This is a genomic window from Archangium violaceum Cb vi76 (assembly GCF_000733295.1).
Taxonomy (GTDB): Bacteria; Myxococcota; Myxococcia; order Myxococcales; family Myxococcaceae; genus Archangium; species Archangium violaceum.
The window spans coordinates 13,701-34,643 of sequence record NZ_JPMI01000262.1; the positions used below are offsets into that span (position 1 = coordinate 13,701).

Below are 20,943 nucleotides of genomic sequence, written 5' to 3' on the forward strand. Positions count from 1 at the left end.
GCCTGCGTGCCCGCCCTCGGAACGCACGGGCGGACGTCCCTGGCCCCCGGCTCGCACGTCCCGCATCGCTACCTTCACCCAAGAGGCCCTGGAGGGGCCCTGGAGATCTCCATGTTCCGCTGCGCGTCCTGTGGTGCCTTCAACCGTGTCCGGGAGCCCCGTCCCCCCGGCCAGCCCACCTGCGGCCGATGTCAGCGCCCGCTCGACCTGTCGGGCAGGCCCCAGGAGGTGGATGGGGAGGCGCTGTGGCGTGCCGTGGAGGCCTCGCCCGTGCCCGTCCTGTTGGACTTGTGGGCCCCCTGGTGCGGGCCTTGCCGCGCCGCCGCTCCCATCCTCGACGCCGTGGGCCGCGCCCATGCCGGCCGCCTGCTCGTCCTCAAGCTGAACACCGAGGAGCAGCCCCAGGCCGCCAGCCAGCTCGGCGTGCGGGGCATTCCCACGTTCATCGTCTTCTCGGGTGGCCGGGAAGTGTCCCGCCGCAGTGGCCTCATGCCGCGACCCGAGCTGGAACGCTGGGCCCTTTCGTCGGCCCAGGGCGGAGGACCGTGGGCCTCGGTGTAGCAACCCGGGGTCCGTGGCACCCTCACCCCGTCCCTCTCCCGGAGGGCGAGGGGATGGGGGCGCGAGCAGGAAACCAGGGGGCCAGGGAGGAGTGACGATGCGGATGCGATTCCGGGACCGGAACGAGGCGGGACGGCAACTGGCCGAGCGGTTGGGAGAGGTGTTGGACGAGACTCCGGTGGTGCTGGCGCTGCCGCGCGGCGGGGTGCCGGTGGGCTACGAAGTCGCGACGGCGCTGGGAGCCCCGCTGGAGGTGCTGGTGGTGCGCAAGCTGGGCGTGCCCTGGCGGCCGGAGCTGGGAATGGGGGCCATCGCGGAAGGTGGCGCGCTGTATCTGAATACCGAGGTGCTGGCCTACGCCGACCTGACGAACGAGGACGCGCTCGAGGTGGCGCGGCGGGAATCGCGTGAGCTGGGGCGGCGGGTGCGGCTGTACCGGGGAGAGCGGCCCCTGCCGGACGTGAAGGGGCGCACGGTGCTGCTGGTGGATGACGGCCTGGCGACGGGAGGCACTGCGCGGGCGGCGGCGCGAGCGGTGCGCGTGCTGGGCCCCCGGCGGCTGGTGCTGGCGGTTCCAGTGGCGGCGGGGAGGACGGTGAAGGCCCTGCGCGGCGAGGAGGTGGACGAGGTGGTGGTGCTACAGGAGCCTCCCATGTTGGGCTCCGTGGGCGTCTGGTACGAGGACTTCCACCAGGTGGACGACGAGGAGGTGCTCGCCCTGCTCATGCGGGCACACCACCTCGGAGCCTCGCCGTCCCCCTGAGCCGCCCTCCCCTCAGCGTCCGGCGAAGGTGCCGCCGTCGACGTTGAGCGCGTGGCCCGTGACGAAGGACGCCGCGTCGGAGCACAGCCACACCACGGCCTCGGCGACTTCCTGGGGCTGGCCCACGCGGCCAATGGGGTGCGTGGCCTCGAGCGCCCTGCCCACCTCGGGATGGTCGCGGAAGAGGTTCTCCACCAGCACGGTGCCGCGGATGACCGCCGGGCACACGGCGTTCACGCGGATGTTCTGCTGCGCGTACTCGAGCGCCGCCGTCTTCGTGAGTCCGAGCACTCCATGCTTGCTCGCCGTGTACGCGCCGAGCCCCTTGGTTCCAATCAGCCCCGCCATCGAGGACATGTTGACGATGGCGCCACCTCCCTGAGCGAGCATCTGCCGCACCTGGTACTTCATGCACAGCCAGACGGAGCGGAGGTTGGTGTCCAGGACGGTGTCCCACTCCGCCTCGTCATACTCGTGGAGGGCCTTGGGCGCGACGGTGGTGCCCGCGTTGTTGAAGGCCACATCCAACCGGCCGTAGTGCTCGACGGTGCCGCGCACGAGCGACTCGATGTCCGAGGCCTTCGTCACGTCCGTGCGGATGGCGATGGCCTCGCCCCCCTGCTGGCGGATGAGCTCCACCGTCTCCGCGTTGCCCTCCTGGCCGCGGCTGGCGATGACGAGCCTCGCACCGGCCCGGGCCATGGCGATGGCCGTGGCGCGGCCGATTCCCGAGCTCGCGCCCGTCACCAGCGCGACCTTTCCTTCCAGCTGCTTCATCTGTCACTCCTTGAAGATGGCGACAGCGGCCACACCGTCCGGCCCCATGTAGCCGCGGTACATGCCCGACGAGTTGAACGGCATGGCGAAGTTACCCTGAGCATCCATGGCGATCACCCCGCCCTCCCCCCCGGCCTTCACCAGCACGTCCAGCACCACCTGGTTGGCGGACTCGAGCAGCGGTAGGTCCAGGTACTCCATGCGGGAGCAGATGTCGCGAGCGACGGTGTAGCGGATGAAGTACTCGCCATGGCCGGTGGCCGAGACGGCGCAGCGCTCGTTGGCATAGGTGCCCGCGCCGATGACGGGGACGTCTCCCACGCGCCCGAAGCGTTTGTTGGTCATCCCGCCCGTGGAAGTGCCCGCGGCGAGGTTGCCCGCCTGGTCGAGCGCCACCGCGCCCACGGTGCCGAACTTGTGTTCCTGGCCGGCGGGGTGCTCCCAGAAGGTCTGGGGACCCTGGGGCTGGCCCTGCTCGGGCGGCGTCCGCTGCTGCTGCTTCTCGGCCTCCAGCGCGCGCTGCAGGGACTGCCAGCGCTCCTCGGTGTGGAAGTAGCCCGGGTCGACGAGCTCCACGCCCTGCTGCCTCGCGAACGCCTCGGCGCCCGCGCCAATCATCATCACGTGCGGAGACTTCTCCATCACGGCCCGCGCGAGCACGATGGGGTTCTTCACGTGGTGCAGGCCCGCCACGGAGCCGGCCTCGCGGGTGCGCCCGTTCATGATGGCGGCGTCGAGCTCGTTCTTGCCGTCATGGGTGAAGACGGCGCCCTTGCCCGCGTTGAAGAGGGGCGAGTCCTCCATGACGCGCACGGCGGCGGTGACGGCATCCAGGCTGGAGCCGCCCTTGGCGAGGATGGCGTGGCCGGCCTGGAGGGACTCGGCGAGGACGGCGCGGACGGCGGCCTCGCGCTCTGGGGTGAGGGACTCGCGCTTGATGACGCCCGCGCCGCCGTGGATGACGATGCCCCAGCGCGGGGCGGGTTTGGAGACGTCGTCGGAGGAGCTCATGCGCTTCTCATCTTCTCGTCGGGTGGTCAGGGACGTGGAGCATCCGAGGGGCAGCAGCAGGGCCGCCAGCGTGGCGGCGGAGAGGGCACGGCGGAGCGGAGCGGGCATGAGCGGAGTCCCTTGGGAAGTGACGGTGGATGCCCCCTCTCCCTCTGGGAGAGGGCTGGGGTGAGGGTCTACTCCAACTCGCTCCGAGGCTCACGGAAGTAAGCCCGGCTCCAGCGTGAACAACGCCCTGAACAGAGTGGCCCGGTCGGGCTCGAAGTGGTCGAGACACAGGCCAGGAATCGGTACCGGGACCCACTGGACAGGAAACGGCTGATACGCGAACACCGACTCGATGGCCCGGGCCACCTTCGATGCGGAGGAAGTGAGCACCTCGGGCAGCGACTCGAGGAAGAGAGCAGCCGCCGGGCTCTCGCGCCTGCCCGCGCGATAACGGTGCTGGGTGCCATAGACGAAGTACAGAGGCGCGAGCAGGCTGACACAGCCCACCACCTCCCACGAAACGCCATCCGCTTTGTCCTGGGGCTCGATGGAATAGACACAGCACCGATAGCCACCATCGTGGGTGTAGGCCGTGGCATCCCCCACTGAAATTCCTGGGAAGGCCTCCTCGAGTGCGCCACGCAGGGTGAGCCATCGGCTCCGGTCGGCCATCGCCTCGTGCCACCGCGCATGAAACCGGTGCCACTCGGGGCTGGCTCCGTGCTCGTGGTCATCGAGCGTCCGGCCCGCCGGGTAGTACTGGCGGCAGACCTCCATCAACTCGGGGACCGTGAAGCGAGTCATGGCGCTCCTCCATCAGGAACGTCCTGACCGCCTGCATCCACTACGGGCCGACAGTCGTACTCGAGGCACTCCTGCTCACCACCATCGGCCGGGCTCGCCGGGATGGCACAGAAGCGCTCCCAACCATCCACACAGAACACCATTGGCTTGTCCCTGCGGACAGGCGCCGCGCACCGTTGCCATGCCGCGTTGGTTCCACAGGGCTCCATGCGCATCCAACAGCCCTGCAGGTACAGCAGGCACATCCACGAGAGAGCCACCCGAGCGCCGCAGTGGAAATGGAATCGCATTCGTTTCTCGAATCCCACGAAGTATCGGGTGGTGCGGCAAGAGACATCAAGCAACTGCTCCCCGCCCACCTCGAGTGCCAGTCCCCCGCTGGTGTTTCCGGCGGCACGGTAGCGCGAGAAGAACATGTGCACCGTGCCCTCACGCGTGAGAAGAAGCTCCCCAAACGGGAAGGGAACCGCGCATGAACGACTGGAAGCTGCCGTGGGAAGGTGGATGCCGCTGTGGACGGGTGAGGCTGAAGATCAGCGCCCCGCCCCTGCTCACCATGGCCTGTCACTGCACGGGCTGCCAGCGGATGAGCGCCAGCGCCTTCTCCTTGAGCGCCGCCATCCCCACCGAGGGCTTCGAGGTGACGCAAGGCGAGCCCGTGATCGGTGGCCTCCACGGCGAGCACCGTCATTTCTTCTGCCCGTACTGCATGAGCTGGATGTTCACCCGGCCCCACGGCATCGACACCTTCGTCAACCTGCGCGCGACGATGCTCGATGACCCGAGCTGGTTCACTCCATTCATGGAAACGTGGACGAGCGAAAAGCTCCCCTGGGCGACCACACCCGCGGTCCACAGCTTCGCGAAGCTGCCCGAGTTCCACGAATACAAAGGGCTGACGGACGCGTACGCGGCGCAGGCACGGAAGCCGGGCTCGCTCCCTCGAAAATAAGGGCCGCGGCACCGCCTGTGCCCAAGCCAGGAGGAGTAACCCCTGTCAGGGGGAGAGGCTCCGGCCGCGTTGGGGAGCAACTGGTCCAACTGTTGGACCAGTTGGCACGCCGCGCGACCGGAAGGCGCCCCGTGCATTCCCGCAGGAGTACCCCTTCAGGTGGCTCATCCTCTGCTCCACCGAAGTAGAGTCGCCACTCCCGAGCCGCGCTCCGCATCCGACGCGACGGAACTCCACCTGAGGGGGGACAACATGGCCGCCAAGAAGAAGACCGCAACGAAGAAGACCACGGCGAAGAAGGCCGCGACGAAGAAGGTCGCCGCCAAGAAGGCTCCGGCGAAGCAGCCCGCCGCCAAGAAGGCTCCGGCGAAGCAGCCCGCCGCCAAGAAGGCTCCGGCGAAGAAACAGGCCACGGGCTCCAGCAGCGCCGGAACACGGGAGCGGCCCTGGACGCTCAAGACTCCGCCCGGGACCTCGGAGTTCGAGGCCTTCCGAGACGACACGCTCGACCCGCCCGCGCTCGTCGTGCGCGTGGGCAAGACCGAGCTGCGCTACCACCTGCGCTGCATCGACGACCTGCACGCCCTGCTCGTTGCCCACGGGGACTGGATGCCCCTCGGTGGCGCGGATGAACAGAAGCCCGCTCCCGAAGGCAGCGTCGAGGCGTGGGGGCGGTCACCGAAGAACCCCGTGGGCGGCTGGTACGGCCTCAAGAAGGGCCTCCGTGGACGGTTCGGCGTGTATGTGCCGCCCGTCCTCGAGGCGCTCGGGCTCGCCGAGGTCGAGCACCAGCCCAAGAACAACCGGATGCGCGCGCGCGGCGCGTAGCACGGGGCGAATCGCCGTCAGAGCGCCAGGCAGTCGAGCCGTACCGGCATTGCTCCGGTGCCTGCACGAGCACGTTGCCCTTCAGCCCACGCGCCTCCAGGGCCAGCCACCGAGCAGTCAGGCGCTCCAGCATCTCGCCAGCCTCGGGTGCATCTGTTAGGAGCGCAGGGTCGCGGGCGCCGGTGCGGTTGGGGCCGGACCCGCGCGTCCTGGTATCCGAGTGTCCCCAGAGGTTGGAACAACGCGCATGAAGACCGAAGACCTGGCGTTCCTCCGCAACTTCTTCCGAGCGGTCACGGACCAGCCCATCGAGTTCAAGGGGAACGACAAGGACCGCTACGTGCCGCTGTACGACACCCCGGAGCTGGCACCGCATGACCCGGTCAAGCTCCTGGCGCGTCCCATCCAGTTCGCCCTTGGGTCGAGCGTGCAGCTCTTCTCCGGTTTCCGGGGGAGCGGCAAGAGCACCGAGTTGCACCGCCTGCGCAAGCACCTGAGCGGACAAGGTGACTACAAGGTCGTGCTCTGCGATCTCGAGGATTACATCAACCTGTCGCAGCCCGTCGACATCGTTGACTTCCTGCTGGCGGTAGCCGGCGCCTTCGGGGATGCGCTCCAGCAGGAAGGATTCCTCCCCAACGACCCCACGAAGGAAGGCTACTGGGCACGCTTCGACACATTCCTGAAGCGCACCCATCTCAACCTCTCGGACCTCTCCACGGTGGGAATCAAGGTCGCGCTCAAGAGCGATCCCTCCTTCCGGGAGACGCTCCAGAAGCGCATGTCCGGACACCTCGGAGCGCTGGTGGAGGACGTGCGCGCCTACGTCACGGGCTGCGTGAAGAAGGTCAAGGAGCGGCACGGCTCCGATACGGAGGTCGTGCTCCTGCTGGATTCGATGGAGCACATCCGGGGGACCTCGGCCAACGCGACGGTCGTGCAGGACTCGGTGGTGAACCTGTTCACGAGTCACAGCGACAAGCTCCACTTCGAGCACCTGCACGTCGTCTACACGATTCCCCCGTACTTGAAGGTGTTGTACCCGAACCTCGGAACGCTCTACTCCCCGGGGGGCGTCCAGGTGCTGCCGGCCCTGAAGGTGCGAGACAGCTCCGGACAGGTCTTCCAGCCAGGCCTCGACCTGCTGGAGCGGCTCATCTCCGCGCGAGGCCATTGGCAGGGATTGCTCGGCCCCGAGCGTGCGACGCTCGATCGCTTGAGCCTCTTGTCCGGCGGACACCTGCGTGACTTCCTGCGGCTGTTCTCGGAGATCATCCGCCGGGCCGATCGGCTGCCAGTGCCCGGGGAGACCGTCGATGCCGCCATCGCGCAAGTCCGCACCGAGTTCCTTCCCATCGCGGACGCGGACGCGAAGTGGCTTCATCTGATCGCCACCACGCATGGGGTGGCGCTGCCGGAGATCAAGCAACTGCATGATCTCGCGCGCTACCTCGATACGCACCTCGCGCTCTACTACCGGAACGGGAACGAGTGGTACGACGTGCATCCGCTCGTGCGCGATGTCGTGAAGGCGCAGGTGGAGGAGGCCAGCAAGCGCACGGCGAAGGAGCCGTGACAGGGAGGCGGGAAGCGGTGCCATGAGACCTGTCACCGAAGCGGACATTGGCCCGAAGGGCGAAGCGGAGTGGCTGAGGCTGCGGCGTCAGCTGGAACTGGCCGAAGGATTCTGGCTGGGGTTCATCTTCTCGCCGTCCCCCCTGAGCGCGGGAGTGCTCCGCCGTCGCACCGAGCGCCTGCTTCGAGGCCAGACACGCCGGCTGGAGTTCATCCATCCCGAGAGCCCCTCGGCGCTGAGGGAGTTGATTCCCGCGCTGTTTACTCACGAAGCCGCGACCGCTGGATGTACGTGGGTGGAAGCCCTGCACCTCGACCCTGGCGATGGAACGGAGCAACCCTGGAGGGAAGCCTGGCTATGGCTGGTCTCTCGCATGAACGAGCGGCGCGATGCCCTGCGCCGGCACCTGCGCGGTGGCCTCGTGCTCGTCGCCCCTCCGGAGCTGAAGCACCTCATGCGGGAGGCGGCATCGGACCTCTGGTCCATTCGCGCATTGGTGATCGAACTCGCCCCGATAGCCGAAAGTTCGCCACGAGAGCCCAGACTGGATTTGGAATCTTTTTCGGACCGGGCTGTGAGCAGAAAGAGCCCCGAGGCAGAGGAACTATCGCAGTTCGCTCTCGCTGAATCGGAACGGCTTCTGGCGAAGACAGCCGGTGATGAGCCGAGGCAGATAGAGGTTCTTCTTGGGCGATTGGATGCTCTGCTTTCATCCGGACGAACGGGCGAAGCAGTCGAAACAGCTCGGCGAGCACGAGAGCTCATCTTCAAGAACCCACTGCGAAATCCACAGCTACAAGCAATGGCACTCCACAAGCTCGCACTGGCCGAGAAGGCACATGGAGATCCAGCTGCGGCTGCCGAGCATCTGGAACAGTCGGTCAAGGTCCTTGGTAGTCGCGATAACCGGTATCGTGCGCTGCTGCTGAACGAGTTGGCGAATCTTGCTCTCTCGCGGAGTGAATTCGTGCCGGCTTTGGCCTCGTTCGAGGGGTCCCTCTCCCTCGCACGCCAGCTGCGCGCCGCCTCGGGCGACACCCCCGAGGCTCTTCGTGACCTCTCCATTTCCCTCGACAACGTGGGCGCTTTGCAGGAGCGCCTCGGCAACCTCCCAGCCGCCAGCGCCGCCTCTGAGGAGTCCCTCTCCCTCGCACGCCAGCTGCGCGCTGCCTTGGGCGACACCCCCGAGACCCTTCGTGTCCTCTCCGGTTCCCTCATCAGGGTGGGCGACGTGCAGATGAGCCTCGGCAACCTCCCAGCCGCCAGCGCCGCCTTTGAGGAGTCCCTCTCCCTCACACGCCAGCTGCGCGCCGCCTGGGGCGACACCCCCGAGGCCCTTCGTGACCTCTCCGTTTCCCTCCACAGGGTGGGCGACGTGCAGCAGAGCCTTGGCAACCTCCCAGCCGCCAGCGCCGCCTTTGAGGAGTCCCTCTCCCTCGCACGCCAGATTCATGAACTCATGGGAGACATCCCGCAGGCCCTCGACGATCTCTCCATCTCCCTTGAGAACGTCGCGTACATACGAAAACGCCTCGGCGACCAGGTCGGCGCGGCCCGGGCACAAGAGGAAGCCCAGGCACTCCGCCGCCGCCTCAAGGAGTGAGCGCCCGAGGTGCCATTCCGCGCCCATGGCCTCTCCCGGTATGCTCTCCGCGTGAGTTCCACAGGGGCGAAACGTGAGGCGTACGAGGAGGAGTTGCTCCTCGCGTTGGACGAAGGACTGCTCTCCCACGAGGAAGCGGAAGCCCTGCGCGAGGAGGCCCTGCGCCTGGAGCGCGGCCCACTCGAGTTGCTGAGGGAACGGGGCAAACTCTCCGAGGACACGCTGCTCATGCTCCGCGAGGAGCTCTCCGGTGAGGACACGGGCCGGCACCAGGACACGGGCCGTCGCGACAACCCGGACACCGGTGGCGCCCAGCCCGAGGAGGCCGCCACCCTCGCCCCCGGCGCCGCCAGCCCGGCCCCCACGCCCTCGGGCTCGCCGTCTCCCTCCAGCGGCGGCCCCGCCTCCAGCGCGCCCCGCGAGCCCGCCTTCCCCGTCCCGGGTTGGGATCGCTACCAGCCCGTGCGCTTCCTCGGCCAGGGCGGCATGGGGCTCGTCTTCCTCGCGTATGATCCGCTGCTGCGCCGCAACGTGGCGCTCAAGTTCGTGCGCGGCGAGGACCCCGAGCTCGCCCGCCGCTTCCTCGCCGAGGCCCGCGCCCAGGCTCGCGTCCGCCACGAGCGCGTGTGCGAGGTGTACGAGGTCGGCGAGGTGCACGGCCGCGGCTTCATCGCCATGCGGTACGTGGATGGACAACCGCTGGGCCAGCTCGCGGGCTCGCTCACCCTGGAGCAGAAGGTGCTGCTGCTGCGCCAGGCCGCCGAGGGCGTACACGCCGCCCACCGCGCCGGGCTCGTCCACCGCGACATCAAGCCCGCCAACATCGTCGTCGAGCGCACGCAGGACGGGAGCCTCTCCCCCTTCGTCATGGACTTCGGTCTGGCGCGCGACTGGAAGGAGGAGGGCACCGCCTCGGGCGAGGTGCTCGGCACGCCGCACTACATGGCCCCCGAGCAGGCCCGCGGCGAGGCCTCCCAGCTCGACCGCCGCGTGGACGTCTACGCCCTGGGTGCCTCGCTCTACGCGCTCCTCACCGGCCAGCCCCCCTTCACCGGCGCCAATGCCCTCGAGGTCATCAACCGCCTCCAGTCCGAGGAGCCCAGGCCCCCGCGCGCACTGGACAAGGACATCCCCGCGGACCTCGAGGCCATCGTCCTCAAGTGCCTGGAGAAGGAGCGCCCGGCCCGCTACGACTCGGCGCGCGCGCTCGTCGAGGACCTGGACCGCTTCCTCTCCGGCGAGCCGGTGCTGGCGCGCCAGGGCCTCGGCTACCGGCTGCGCAAGAAGGCGCGCAAGCACCGGGTGCTGCTGTCCCTGGGCTCCGCCGCGCTGCTGGTGGTGATGCTGGCCCTCGGGCAGGCGGTGCTCGCCCGCCGCGAGGTGGCCGAGCGCGAGCGCCTCTCCCGCAGCTTCACCGAGCGCGTGGAGCGCATGGAGGCCGCGGCGCGCTACTCCGCCCTCTCCCGGCTGCACGACACGCGCGAGGACCGCGAGGCGCTGCGCGCGGAGATGGCCGCGCTGGAGGCCGAGGTGCAACAGGCTGGAGAGCACGCCGTGGGCCCGGGACAGTACGCCCTGGGCCGCGCGCTGCTCGCCCTGGATGACAAGGAAGGGGCGCGCGAGCGGCTCGAGTCCGCCTGGGCGCACGGCTACCGCGAGCCCCGCGTGGCCTGGGCGCTCGCGCTGGTGCTCGGTCACCTCTACCAGGAGCAGTTGCTGCAGGAGGTGGAGCGCCGCAGCCCCGAGCAGCGAGAGGCCCGCCGCCGCGAAGTCCAACAGCGCTACCGGGACCCGGCCCTCGCGTACCTCCGCCAGGCCGAGGGCCCCGACGTCCCCGCCCCTCCTTTATATGTGAAGGCCCTGCTCGCCTTCTTCGAGGACCGTCACGAGGAGGCGCTGGCACACCTGGACGCCATGGGCACCACGCAGCCCTGGTTCCACGAGGGGCCGCTGCTCCGGGGCGACATCTTCCTGGCCCGGGCCAACCAACGCTGGAGCCAGGGAGAGCCCGCCGCCGCCCAGAAGGACCTCGACGCCGGCCGCCAGGCGTATGCCTCCGCCATCGCCACCGCCGAGAGCTCGCCCACCGTGCACTCCTCCCTGGCGATGCTGGAGGCCTCCGCGCTCGTCATGGAGCTGTATGGCCAGGGCAACGTCCTGCCTCATTACGAGCGTGGCCTGGAGGTGCTCTCCCGCGCGCTCACCGCCGCGCCCGACCACGCCCCCTCCCACCTGGCCGTGGCACGCCTGCACCGCCGGCTCGCCGAGCACCGCCTCCAGAAGGGCGGCGACGGCGTGGAGCCCCTGCTGGAGAAGTCCCTCGCCGCCGCGCGCACCGCCCAGGAGCTCGCGCCCTCGGACCGCGCCACCCTGAGCATGGCCGTCATCTACAGGCTGTGGGCCCGCTACCGGCAGCAGCGGGGGAAGGATCCACGGGAGCAGCTCCGCCTGGCCCTCGAGTCCTTCGAGCGCGTCCGTCCCCAGGGCCGCGACTCCCCCTTCTTCATCATCCTCGGGATGACCTGGCGGGTGTGGGCCGATTACGAGAGCGAGCACGGGGGAGAGCCGCTCGTCGCGCAGGGCAAGGCCATCGACGCGTACCTCGCGGCCATCCACCTGGACGAGAAGCAGGCGGACGCGTGGATCAACCTCGGCGGCGTGTACCGCAAGCGGGCCACCACCCAGGGCGCCCCGGACAAGGCGGGGGACCTGGCGCGGGCCCGGGACGCGATGGAGCGGGCGCTGAAGCTCAACCCCGCCAATGCCGTGGCCTGCTACCAGGGAGCCTATGCCTCCGCGCTGCTCGCCCGCCACCACCGCGACCGCGGCGAGGAGTACGGGCCGCACCAGGAGAAGGCGCTGGCGCTCTACCGGAGGGGGCTGGCCATCAACCCCAAGCTGCCCCAGCTCCACGACGGCCTGGGCGCGGCGCTGCTGTGGCAGGCCGAGCAGGTCTGGGACGACGGGGGTGACCCCGAGCCCCTGCTCGCCGAGGCCTGGAAGGCCTTCGAGCAGTCCCGGGACGTGGCGCCCCAGCAGGCCTACGCGCACCACAACCTCGGCGAGGTGCGGGTGACGCGGGCCCTCTTCCAGCTCGCGCGGCGGGAGGACCCGGGCCCGGGCCTGCGCGCCGCCCTGGAGTCCTATCGCCAGGCGCTCGCGCTGCTGCCGGGCGATGCGGACCTCTGGGCCAACCAGGCCCGCGCGCACGTGCTGCTGGCCACCTGGACGCTGGAGCAAGGGGGAGATCCGAGGCCGGAGCTCGGCGAGGCCGAGAAGTCGCTGACGAAGGCGCGCGAGCTCCACCCCCGGCTGGGCAACGCGTGGCGCTACCTCGGCGAGGCGCTCGGGGTGCGAGCCCGCTGGCGGGCCCGTCAGGACAAGGCCCGGGACGAGGACTTCGAGCAGGCGGCGAAGGCCTGGCACCAGGCGCTGGAGCTGGAGCCACGGCGCCCGGAGTACCAGCTCGCCGCCAGCGGCTTCTATCGCGATTGGGCCGGGTGGAAGCAGCAACGGGGCCTCGACGGCGCCCCGGAGCTGGAGCGGGCCCTCGAGCTGGCCGGACAACCCCTGGCCAGCCGGCCCCGGTGGGCCCGGGCCCGCACTGTGCGCGCCAGCGTGCTCCTGGCGATGGCCGGGCCCGCCGTCACCGCGCGGCAACAGGCGTGGAGCCACGAGGCCCGGGAGGAGCTGGAGCAGGCGCTGGCCCACAACCCCCACCTCGAGCCCGAGTGGCGCCACCGGCTCACGGCCCCGAGGAGGCTCGTGGCCGGTCCACCCACGCCCTAGTCCCGCTTCCCCTTCCCCTTCCCCTTCTCCTCGTCCTCCTCGGGATCCGGCGACACCTCCAGCTCACCCTGCTTCGCCTCGAAGTCCCCGGGCTTCTTGTACGCCCCGGACGCGGGGCTCGACGTGTCGGGCGCCACGGTGAACGGGTACCGGCCCGCGGCATCGGGGAGGACCTCGAGGGGGCCGGTGGCCGCCTTCGTGGGATCGCTGCCGTCGAGGTAGAAGGGGCCGGTCTTGGTCAGGCAACTCGACTGATCGAAGCTCACCACCACCTGGATGGGATCCTCGACCACGAAATCCACGGACTGGCCGTGTGTGACGGGGTACACGGAGGGCATGTTCTGGAGCTGTCCGTTGGAATCGCTCTGGATGGTGACGGGCACGATGGGAACGTAGGTTTTGGTCATGGACTCGGACTCCAGCGGTGAATCCCGCGCGGGGGACGTTGGAAGAACGCTCTCCTCGGGAAGTTGCAGGCACCGTACCAGCGAGACTGACATGCTCGCTCCCCCGGGAGCCCGCGCCCCCGGCCCACGCCAGGGCCCTCCCCCCACCGCACCGGACACGTCAGGTCCGGGGGCTGACGTGTCAGTCCGCGCCGAGGCCCAGCTCGCGCACGCGGCGCTGGAGGGCGCGCTTGGAGACCTCGAGCCGCCGCACCATCTCGTCCAGGTCCCCCTGGCATTCCTGGAAGCAGCGGGTGATCTCCTCCGGGCTCAAGTCCCTCGCGGTGCGGATGAGGGAGCTCTTGTCGATGAGCACGTAGACGGAGGAGCGGGGAATGCCCAACCGGTCCGCGGTGGCCTTGAGGTCCCACGAGCTGGCGCGCAGGGCCTCCAGCAGCTCCTGCTCGCCCACGTCCGAGGGCTTGCGCCGGGCGGCCTTGTCGTCGGCGGAGTCGGGCTCCTCGGAAGCAAGGGAGGAGGCGGAGGGGGCCCCCCGGGTGGCCACCGTCTGTCCGGGGACGGCGGCGGCGGCGGAGTCCAGCTCCTGCTCGAGCCGCGCATCCACGCGCAGCGAGGGCAGGCCGCGGCTGCCGATGACGAGCTGCCGGGCCACGTTGCGCAGCTGGCGGATGTTGCCGGGCCACGTGTAGCGCACCAGGCGGACGGCCAGCGGCGCGGGCAGCCACGGCTCGGCGCGCGGGTCCGGGGACGACAGCCGCTGCACCTCGCCCGTGGTCTCCAGCTCCTGGCGGGCGAAGTGCATGAAGAGCGGGCCGATGTCCTCGCGGCGCTCGCGCAGGGGCGGCACCTGGATCTCGAAGCCCGCCAGCCGGTGCAGCAGCGGCGCCTTGAAGACGCCCTCGCGGATGCGCTCCTCCAGGTTGGCGTCCGTGGCGGTGACGAGCCGCACGTCCACGCGCACCGGGGTACTGCCGCCCACGGGGAACACCTCGCCCGTCTCCAGCACGCGCAGGAGCGCCACCTGCACCTCGGGAGGGGCCTCGCCCACCTCGTCGAGGAAGAGCGTGCCCCCATGGGCGGCGCGGAAGAAGCCCTCACGGTCTCCGGCGGCCCCCGTGTACGCGCCCTTGCGCGCGCCGAAGAGCTCGGCGGACACCAGCTCCTTGGAGAGCGCCCCCAGGTTGACGCTGATGAAGGGCCCGTCGCGGCGCTTGCTGTTCTGGTGGATGGCGCGCGCCACCAGCTCCTTGCCCGAGCCCGTCTCCCCGCGGATGAGCACCGGCACGTCCAGATCCGCCACGCGCACCACGTCCTCGCGCACCCGGCGCACGCCCTCGCCCTGGCCCACCATGCCCAGCTCTCCCGGGCCGCTCTCCGGCGAGGAGGAGGCCTGGTGCAGCAGCAGCACCACGCGCTCGGCGAGCTCCAACGGCACGCCCGCGGCCAGCTCCTCGGAAGAGAACTCGCGGCAGCCCACCAACGGCTGCCCCGCTACCCGGACTCCCGTGCCATCCTCTGGCACCAGCACCCGCACCCCACCGCGCGCTCCGGGCTCGAACTGCACCGGCTTGCGGCTGATGAAGGGGTCTCCCAGCGGCAGGGCCAGGACACTGCCGGGACGGGAGAAGTCCGGGGCATTGCGCGACAGCGAGGCCGTCCGGCCCGACGCGGCGACCATTTCGCTCAGCAGCCGCCGCTCGCCAATCCGCTGGGGCTGGGGATGGGAAACGATGGTCAGGGCCGGCACGATGTGCGGGGCCTCTGCCTCCCTGCCACGTGAGTGCACGGCGGTCGTCGAGAGGTCGTCGGAGAGCTTCTTCTGCATGGGACCGGTTCGGGGCGTCAACGCCAGAAGAACTCTACACCGCCCCCACCCCACAGTGCTCGGGCCCGGCACCCCACCGGGCGGGCATTTCCCGGCTTTCGGGCCGCGGCCCCCCTCCTTCCTACCTGGGAGGTCCTCTCACCTGGCGGGGAGCCTGCTTGGGTACCAAAGCATTTCGAGCGACAACTCCATCGCCTCGAAAGGCTCCGCGCGGATGAGCTGATCCCCGGCGTAGTTGCCCGCGAGCACCCAACGGTCATGCTCGCGCCGGAAGACCTCGAGCGTCCGGTTCACGGGCTCGATGAGCCAGACGTGGCCCACCTGCTCGCGCATGTAGACCGGCATCTTCTTCACCCGGTCGAAGCTCGCGGTGGAAGGCGAGAGCGCCTCGCAGACCCAGTCCGGAGCCAGGGTGAAGAAGGGCTCGTCCGGATAGACCGGCATCCGCGTACGCCGCCACCCCGCGAGGTCGGGAACGAGGATGTCGGAGCCCAGATGCAACTCCGGCTCGTGGAAGATCCACCACCCGCCAGGCCCGCCCCGCCCCCACTGGAAGGGGCCCGAGAGCTCCCCGACGAGGGTCGTGGTGGCTCCGGCATGCCGATTGGCGGGCCGGGGCGAGGCGACGAGCTCGCCCGCGACGAGCTCGCCCACCACCGTCTCCGGCAGGGCACAGAGGTCCTGGTACGTCGCGGGTTTCTTGACCGTGACCGTCATGGGTTCGGCCAGGAGAAGACCACGCCTCCCCCAGCCCGGGGAAGCATGCACATGGGACAGGCAGGGCTCCATTGCTCAACAGGTAGCATGGCCCCTCCCCTACTTCTACAGTAATCAACACCCGCCTGACCCGAGCGGTCACCCGGCTGGGAGTGGACGCCCTCGCGGACCTGCCCACGCGGGAGACAGGTCCGGAGGGCCCCGCGCCTACTGGGCGCAGTAGGTGTTGCGGTCGATGATGGCCACCACGCTGACGATGGAGCCGGGCCGCACGACGAACTCGCTGGCGCCCACGTGCTTGTCGTCCTGGCTGCACCAGTCATAGGTGTAGCCCAGGCCCGTCCACGGGTAGTGGGTGGACTGCCAGAAGCCGTAGCTGGAGGCGTAGTTGTTGGAGATCCACGTCCGGTGCTCGCTGGACACGCCGGTGGGGAAGGCCAGGCCGCACGTGGAGTCGGTGATCTCCGAGTCCGGGCAGGGGCGGAACATGTCGCCCGGCTTCACCCACATCTCGACGAACTGCCGGTTGTTGTCCGCCGCGGTAGCCGGGGGCAGGCCGAGGAACTGGTTGACGCGGGCGATGCGCGCGGTGTCCTCCGGCACCGTCTTGCACAGCTCCTTGAGCTGCGGCACCGCGGTGACCCAGATTTCGCGGGACAGGGTGTTGTCACCGATGGCGTAGCCGGTGAAGGTGGTCCACGCCACCATGCGCACCGCGCTCTGGTCCGCGTTCCACGACAGGCGCGTGTTGGACGGGGTGATCGCCCACAGGCTGTCGGTGACCTCCTCCGGGGTGGCCTCGATGGCGTCGCGGACGGCGGCGTCGTAGCTCTCCTGCGTGCAGGCGGCGGGCTGCTGGGGCTCGGGCTCGGGCTCCTCCTCGGGACCACACGCCACCAGCGACACCAGGGCCATCGCGAGCCAACGCGAACGCGGCATACCTTCGTGCTTCATGTCTCTCTCTGCTCCTGAAGGGGGGGACTGAGGCCGCGCACTCTCTCAGAGGAAGCTCGCGGCGCAAACGGGTCCCGGACTACCCGCGTTCCCAGATTCCGAGAGAGAAGCACCCGGGAGCCCGCGGCCCGCGAGGCCGGGCATGACGTGTGCAAACGGGCTGCACCTGTGACAGGGAGGGGCGTGCGGACGCGCAAGGATTGCGCGCGTACCACGCAGCCCTTGCGCGCGCCCCACTTCCGGCCGGGCCCGTCCCTCGGAAGGGGATTGGCACGGGACATGGAATGGAGAGGAGCATGGCCCGCCTCCTCATCGCCGTCGATGGCTCACCTCCGTCCCTGCGCGCCCTGGAGTACGGCGCGTCCCTGGCCGCGAAGCTGGGGGTGGGAGTCCTCCTGCTGCACGCGATGCCGCGGGGGATGCTCCCGCTGGGGGGGATGACGCCGGCATCGCTGGCCGAGCTGCTGCACACCCAGGAGGCCGAGGGGAAGCGGTTGCTCGCGGCCCTGGCGGACAAGGCCGGGCCGCACGGCGTGGAGGTGGAGACGGAGCTGGGCGTGGGGGACGCGGCGGCCGTCATCGCCGGGCGGGCGGAGGCGGCGGACATCCAGATGGTGGTGATGGGGAGCCGGGGGCAGGGAGCGGTGGCGCGGCTGCTGCTGGGCAGCGTGGCCACCCAGGTGGTGCACACGGCCACGAAGCCGGTGGTGGTGGTGCGATGAACGAGTCCGGAGGAAGTGCGATGCGTCGGATACTGGTGGCGGTGGACAGCACCGAGGTGGCACGCGAGGCGGCGCGCGTGGCGCTGGAGCTGGGCGAGCGGGTGGGAGCCCAGGTGATGCTGGTGCACGTGCTGCCGGCGTCGGTGGCCGAGGGCGAGACGGCGGACTTCGCCGCCTTCGAGCGGGCGTGCGAGGACTACGCGCGGGGGCTGCTGGAGGAGCTGCGCCTGCACACCGGCCACGGCGGACCGCTCCCGCGGATCGCGGTGCTGCACGGAGAGCCCGCGAGGGCCATCTGCGAGGCGGCCGGGGCGGAGGACGTGGACCTGGTCATCGTGGGGACGCGGACGCGCGGGACGCTCGCGCGCACGCTGCTGGGGAGCATGGCGGACGAGCTGCTGCGCACCTGCCCCAAGCCGGTGATGGTGGTGCCCGAGACGGGCCGCAAGGTGCACCTCGGCCAGGAGGGCGCGGCGCTGGACGCCCGTCCCGGACCCGCTCCCCTGAAGCCGAACGGAGTCCCGGGATGAGCGGTCCCTCCACCTCCACGCCCCGGGAGGAGTCCTTTCGAGCCCCCCCTGCCCCACCCCAGCCGGCGAACACCCTCGTCCCGGGCCTGAGCCGGGCCGAGGCCGCGCGGCGTCTGGCCGAGCACGGTCGCAACGAAATCCAACGCGAACAGACGCGCTCGCCGTGGGGGGTGCTGCTGGGACAGTTCCGCTCGCCGATGATCGCCCTGCTGCTCGGGGCGGGCGGGGTGTCGGCGCTGCTGGCGGAGTACGCGGACGCCGTGGCCATCGGCGCCATCGTGGTGCTCAACGCGCTCATCGGCTTCCTGCAGGAGTACAAGGCCGAGCAGGCGCTGCTGGCGCTGCGCTCGATGACGGCGCCACGGGCGCGGGTGATGCGGGACGGGTACGCGGTGCAACTGCCCTCGGCGGAGGTGGTGCCCGGGGACGTGCTGCTGCTGGAGGCGGGGGACGTGGTGGCCGCGGACGCGCGCCTGCTGGAGGCGCACGCGCTGGCCACCAACGAGGCGGCGCTGACGGGCGAGAGCGTGCCGGTGGACAAGGCGGCGCGGGCGGTGGCCGCGGACGCACCGTTGGCGCAGCGCTCGGACACGGTGTTCCTGGGCACGGCGGTGACGCGCGGCACGGGGATGGCCGAGGTGACGGCCACCGGCATGGGCACGGAGCTGGGGAAGATCGCCCACCTGCTGGCCTCGACGAGCGACACGGAGACGCCGCTGGAGCAGCGGCTGGCGAAGGTGACGCGGACGTTGCTGGTGGCGTGCCTGGCCATCGTGGTGCTGGTGGCGGCGCTGGGCCTGTGGCGCGGCCACGGGTGGCTGACGGTGCTGCTCTCCTCCATCTCGCTGGCGGTGGCGGCGGTGCCCGAGGGTCTGCCGGCGGTGGTGACGATCGCCCTGGCGCTGGGGGTGCGGCGCATGGCGGCGAGACACGCGCTGGTGCGCCGGCTGCAAGCGGTGGAGACGCTGGGCTCGACGACGGTGGTGTGCACGGACAAGACGGGCACGCTCACCACGGGCACCATGGAGGTGCGCGAGGTGTGGGGCGACAACTCGCACGCCATCCTCTTCGCGTCGGCGGCGTGCTGTGACGCCTCGCTGGGGCCGGACGGGAAGGAGGGCACGGGAGACCCCACGGAGCTGGCGTTGCTGCGCGCGGCGCTGACGCGGGGCATCCGCCGGGAGGAGCTCGAACGGGAGCGGCCGCGCGTGGCGGTGCGGCCCTTCGATTCGGAGACGAAGCGCATGTCCATCCTGCGCGCGGATGGCGTGCTCTACGTGAAGGGGGCGCTGGAGGTGTTGCTGCCGCGCTGCCGCTCGGCCACGGTGAGCGCGTCCCGGGCGGCCCATGAGCTGGCGAGCCGGGGCCTGCGCGTGCTGGCGGTGGCGCGGGGCGAGGGGCCCGAGGAGGAGAACCTGGAGTTGCTGGGGCTGGTGGGCATGGCGGACCCGCCGAGGCCCGAGGCGGTGGAAGCGGTGGCGGCGGCGCGCGCGGCGGGGGTGCGCACGGTGATGATTACGGGGGACAGCGCGGAGACGGCGCAGGCCATCGGGCGCGAGCTGGGAATCCTCCAGCCGGGGGAGGACGTAGAGGAGCGCATCCACGCGCGGGCGACGGCGGCGGACAAGCTGCGCATCGTCCGGAGCTGGAAGGAGCGGGGCGAGGTGGTGGCGATGACGGGGGACGGGGTGAACGACGCGCCGGCGCTGAGAGAGGCGCACATCGGCATCGCCATGGGACGCACGGGCACGGAGGTGACGCGCGAGGCGGCGGACCTGGTGCTCACGGACGACAACTTCGCCACCATCGTCACGGCCATCCGCGAGGGCCGTGCCATCTACGAGAACATCCGCAAGACGCTGGTGTACCTGCTGGTGGGCAACGTGGGCGAGCTGACGCTGATGCTCGCGGCCTCGCTGGTGGGGCTGCCGCTGCCGCTGGTGCCCTTGCAGTTGTTGTGGATCAACCTGGTGACGGACAGCCTGCCGGCCTTGGCGCTGGTGATGGATCCGGCGCGAGCGGAGCTGCTGGCGCGGCCGCCGCGGAAGCCGGACGAGCCGATGTTGGGCCGGGCGCAGTGGCGGTACATCCTGATGGTGGGGATGATGGAGGCGCTGCTGGTATTGGGAGTGTTCATCTGGGCGGACCCGGCGAGGGACCTGGAGCGGGCGAGGGCGCTGGCCTTCTGCACGCTGGTGTTCGCCGAGTTGCTGCGAGCCTTCGCGGCGCGCAGCACCACGCGGCTCTACTGGGAGGTGGGGCCGCTCACCAACCGGCTGTTGCTGGGAATCGTCGTCGCCTTGTTGGTGCTGCAAGGAGTGCTCTATCTATTGCCGTCGGCGCGGGAGCTGTTCGGACTGGGAGCGATGCGCCCGTGGGAATTGGGGCTGGCGTTCGCGCTGGGATTCCTTCCGGTGACAGTGCTGGAGATGTCGAAGCGGGTACGGCGCTGGAAAGCATTGCACTCCCAGTGAGGGGTGTGTTGATTGCGCCGCCCAACGGGAGCCCTTCGGCATCCGTGAGGAGACAACACAATGTCGAGCTTCATTCGTGGAACGATGCTGTCTGGCGTGGTGGCGGGACTGTTGCTGGCGCCGGCGGTGGGGGTGGCGCAGGGCGGCTCCGTGAAGGTGGGCAAGGACGGCAGCGTGCAGGTGAGGGGGGGCAACGCCACGGTGAACGCGCAGGCGGAGGGAGCCGAGGAGCTGGGCGGTGCCGACGTGGAGGTGGATGACGAGGGCGCGAGCGTGAAGCAGCAGGCGGGCGCGGAGCTGGAGATTTCCGGCTCGGGAAGTCAGGAGTCGCACCGCTGCTCGCCGAAGACGGAGGTGAACATCCTGGGGAGCGACAACGAGATCACTCTGACGGGGGAGTGCAAGAAGGTGAGCGTGAGCGGCTCCACCAACAAGGTGAAGGTGGAGGCGGCGGGGGCCATCGAGGTGATGGGCTCGGACAACCAGGTGACGTGGAAGCGGGAGGTAGGGGGCAAGAAGCCCAAGGTGACGCGCACCGGGAGCAACAACAAGGTGACGCAGGCTCGCTGAGGTAACTCCCCTCTCCCCCCGGGAGAGGGACGGGGTGAGGGTGCCACGCATCCCGGGTTGAACCCTGTATCCACACCGTGGTCCACGGATTG

At 70.2% G+C, this 20,943-nt stretch carries 18 protein-coding genes; 11 read left to right on the top strand and 7 right to left on the bottom strand.

What is annotated here, in order from left to right:
* The first annotated feature begins 111 nt into the window (after positions 1-111).
* Positions 112-561: a thioredoxin family protein gene (locus Q664_RS36005; RefSeq protein WP_043406421.1), complete on the top strand. Its 450-nt coding sequence runs from the start codon at positions 112-114 to the stop codon at positions 559-561.
* Positions 562-658: 97 nt separating this feature from the next.
* Positions 659-1,324 (top strand): phosphoribosyltransferase, encoded by a 666-nt coding sequence (locus Q664_RS36010; RefSeq protein ID WP_052519094.1) that lies wholly within the window; start codon positions 659-661, stop codon positions 1,322-1,324.
* 12 nt (positions 1,325-1,336) lie between these two features.
* Here the strand turns inward: Q664_RS36010 and Q664_RS36015 are convergent, their stop codons facing one another.
* The 3 genes from Q664_RS36015 to Q664_RS36025 form a co-directional block, all read right to left on the bottom strand.
* On the bottom strand, positions 1,337-2,101 hold the full coding sequence (locus Q664_RS36015) for an SDR family oxidoreductase (protein WP_043406429.1): 765 nt from the start codon (positions 2,099-2,101) through the stop codon (positions 1,337-1,339).
* 3 nt (positions 2,102-2,104) lie between these two features.
* Positions 2,105-3,220 (bottom strand): isoaspartyl peptidase/L-asparaginase family protein, encoded by a 1,116-nt coding sequence (locus Q664_RS36020; protein ID WP_043406432.1) that lies wholly within the window; start codon positions 3,218-3,220, stop codon positions 2,105-2,107.
* A 90-nt stretch (positions 3,221-3,310) separates the two neighbouring features.
* Positions 3,311-3,904 carry a hypothetical protein gene (locus Q664_RS36025; protein ID WP_043406435.1) on the bottom strand — a complete coding sequence of 198 codons (594 nt, stop codon included), beginning with the start codon at positions 3,902-3,904 and terminating at the stop codon, positions 3,311-3,313.
* Positions 3,905-4,376: 472 nt separating this feature from the next.
* On the opposite strand from Q664_RS36025, the gene Q664_RS36030 reads away from it, so the two are divergent.
* The 5 genes from Q664_RS36030 (at position 4,377) to Q664_RS36050 (ending at position 12,652) form a co-directional block, all read left to right on the top strand.
* Complete coding sequence (locus Q664_RS36030; RefSeq protein ID WP_043406438.1) at positions 4,377-4,856, top strand: GFA family protein; 480 nt, start codon at positions 4,377-4,379, stop codon at positions 4,854-4,856.
* Between the two features lie 252 nt (positions 4,857-5,108).
* Positions 5,109-5,684, top strand: a complete 576-nt coding sequence (locus Q664_RS36035; protein WP_152622533.1) for a DUF6855 family protein — start codon at positions 5,109-5,111, stop codon at positions 5,682-5,684.
* A gap of 247 nt (positions 5,685-5,931) precedes the next feature.
* A complete protein-coding gene (locus Q664_RS36040) occupies positions 5,932-7,260 on the top strand; it encodes a hypothetical protein (RefSeq protein ID WP_043406440.1) in 1,329 nt (442 codons plus the stop codon).
* 22 nt (positions 7,261-7,282) lie between these two features.
* A complete protein-coding gene (locus tag Q664_RS36045) occupies positions 7,283-8,863 on the top strand; it encodes a tetratricopeptide repeat protein (protein ID WP_043406443.1) in 1,581 nt (526 codons plus the stop codon).
* A gap of 51 nt (positions 8,864-8,914) precedes the next feature.
* Complete coding sequence (locus Q664_RS36050; RefSeq protein WP_043406464.1) at positions 8,915-12,652, top strand: serine/threonine-protein kinase; 3,738 nt, start codon at positions 8,915-8,917, stop codon at positions 12,650-12,652.
* Here Q664_RS36050 and Q664_RS36055 read toward each other — a convergent pair.
* The 4 genes from Q664_RS36055 to Q664_RS36070 all read right to left on the bottom strand — a co-directional run bounded on the left by Q664_RS36055 (position 12,649) and on the right by Q664_RS36070 (position 16,555).
* Positions 12,649-13,059 (bottom strand): hypothetical protein, encoded by a 411-nt coding sequence (locus Q664_RS36055; RefSeq protein WP_043406446.1) that lies wholly within the window; start codon positions 13,057-13,059, stop codon positions 12,649-12,651. The genes Q664_RS36050 and Q664_RS36055 overlap by 4 nt on opposite strands.
* 181 nt (positions 13,060-13,240) lie before the next feature.
* Complete coding sequence (locus Q664_RS36060) at positions 13,241-14,884, bottom strand: sigma 54-interacting transcriptional regulator (protein ID WP_043406450.1); 1,644 nt, start codon at positions 14,882-14,884, stop codon at positions 13,241-13,243.
* A gap of 138 nt (positions 14,885-15,022) precedes the next feature.
* Positions 15,023-15,601, bottom strand: a complete 579-nt coding sequence (locus tag Q664_RS36065) for a Uma2 family endonuclease (protein ID WP_043406452.1) — start codon at positions 15,599-15,601, stop codon at positions 15,023-15,025.
* A gap of 207 nt (positions 15,602-15,808) precedes the next feature.
* Positions 15,809-16,555 carry a hypothetical protein gene (locus Q664_RS36070; RefSeq protein WP_052519095.1) on the bottom strand — a complete coding sequence of 249 codons (747 nt, stop codon included), beginning with the start codon at positions 16,553-16,555 and terminating at the stop codon, positions 15,809-15,811.
* A 296-nt stretch (positions 16,556-16,851) separates the two neighbouring features.
* Between Q664_RS36070 and Q664_RS36075 the strand changes: the two genes are divergently transcribed.
* From Q664_RS36075 to Q664_RS36090, 4 genes are read left to right on the top strand one after another with little or no spacing between them, the layout of a single operon-like run.
* Positions 16,852-17,277, top strand: coding sequence for a universal stress protein (locus Q664_RS36075; protein ID WP_043406457.1), 426 nt, complete (start codon positions 16,852-16,854; stop codon positions 17,275-17,277).
* A 20-nt stretch (positions 17,278-17,297) separates the two neighbouring features.
* Complete coding sequence (locus Q664_RS36080) at positions 17,298-17,807, top strand: universal stress protein (RefSeq protein ID WP_052519096.1); 510 nt, start codon at positions 17,298-17,300, stop codon at positions 17,805-17,807.
* Complete coding sequence (locus Q664_RS36085; protein ID WP_052519097.1) at positions 17,804-20,281, top strand: cation-translocating P-type ATPase; 2,478 nt, start codon at positions 17,804-17,806, stop codon at positions 20,279-20,281. The genes Q664_RS36080 and Q664_RS36085 overlap by 4 nt, the downstream gene beginning before the upstream one ends.
* Positions 20,282-20,341: 60 nt before the next feature.
* On the top strand, positions 20,342-20,851 hold the full coding sequence (locus Q664_RS36090) for a DUF3060 domain-containing protein (RefSeq protein ID WP_043406459.1): 510 nt from the start codon (positions 20,342-20,344) through the stop codon (positions 20,849-20,851).
* Positions 20,852-20,943: the final 92 nt, after the last annotated feature.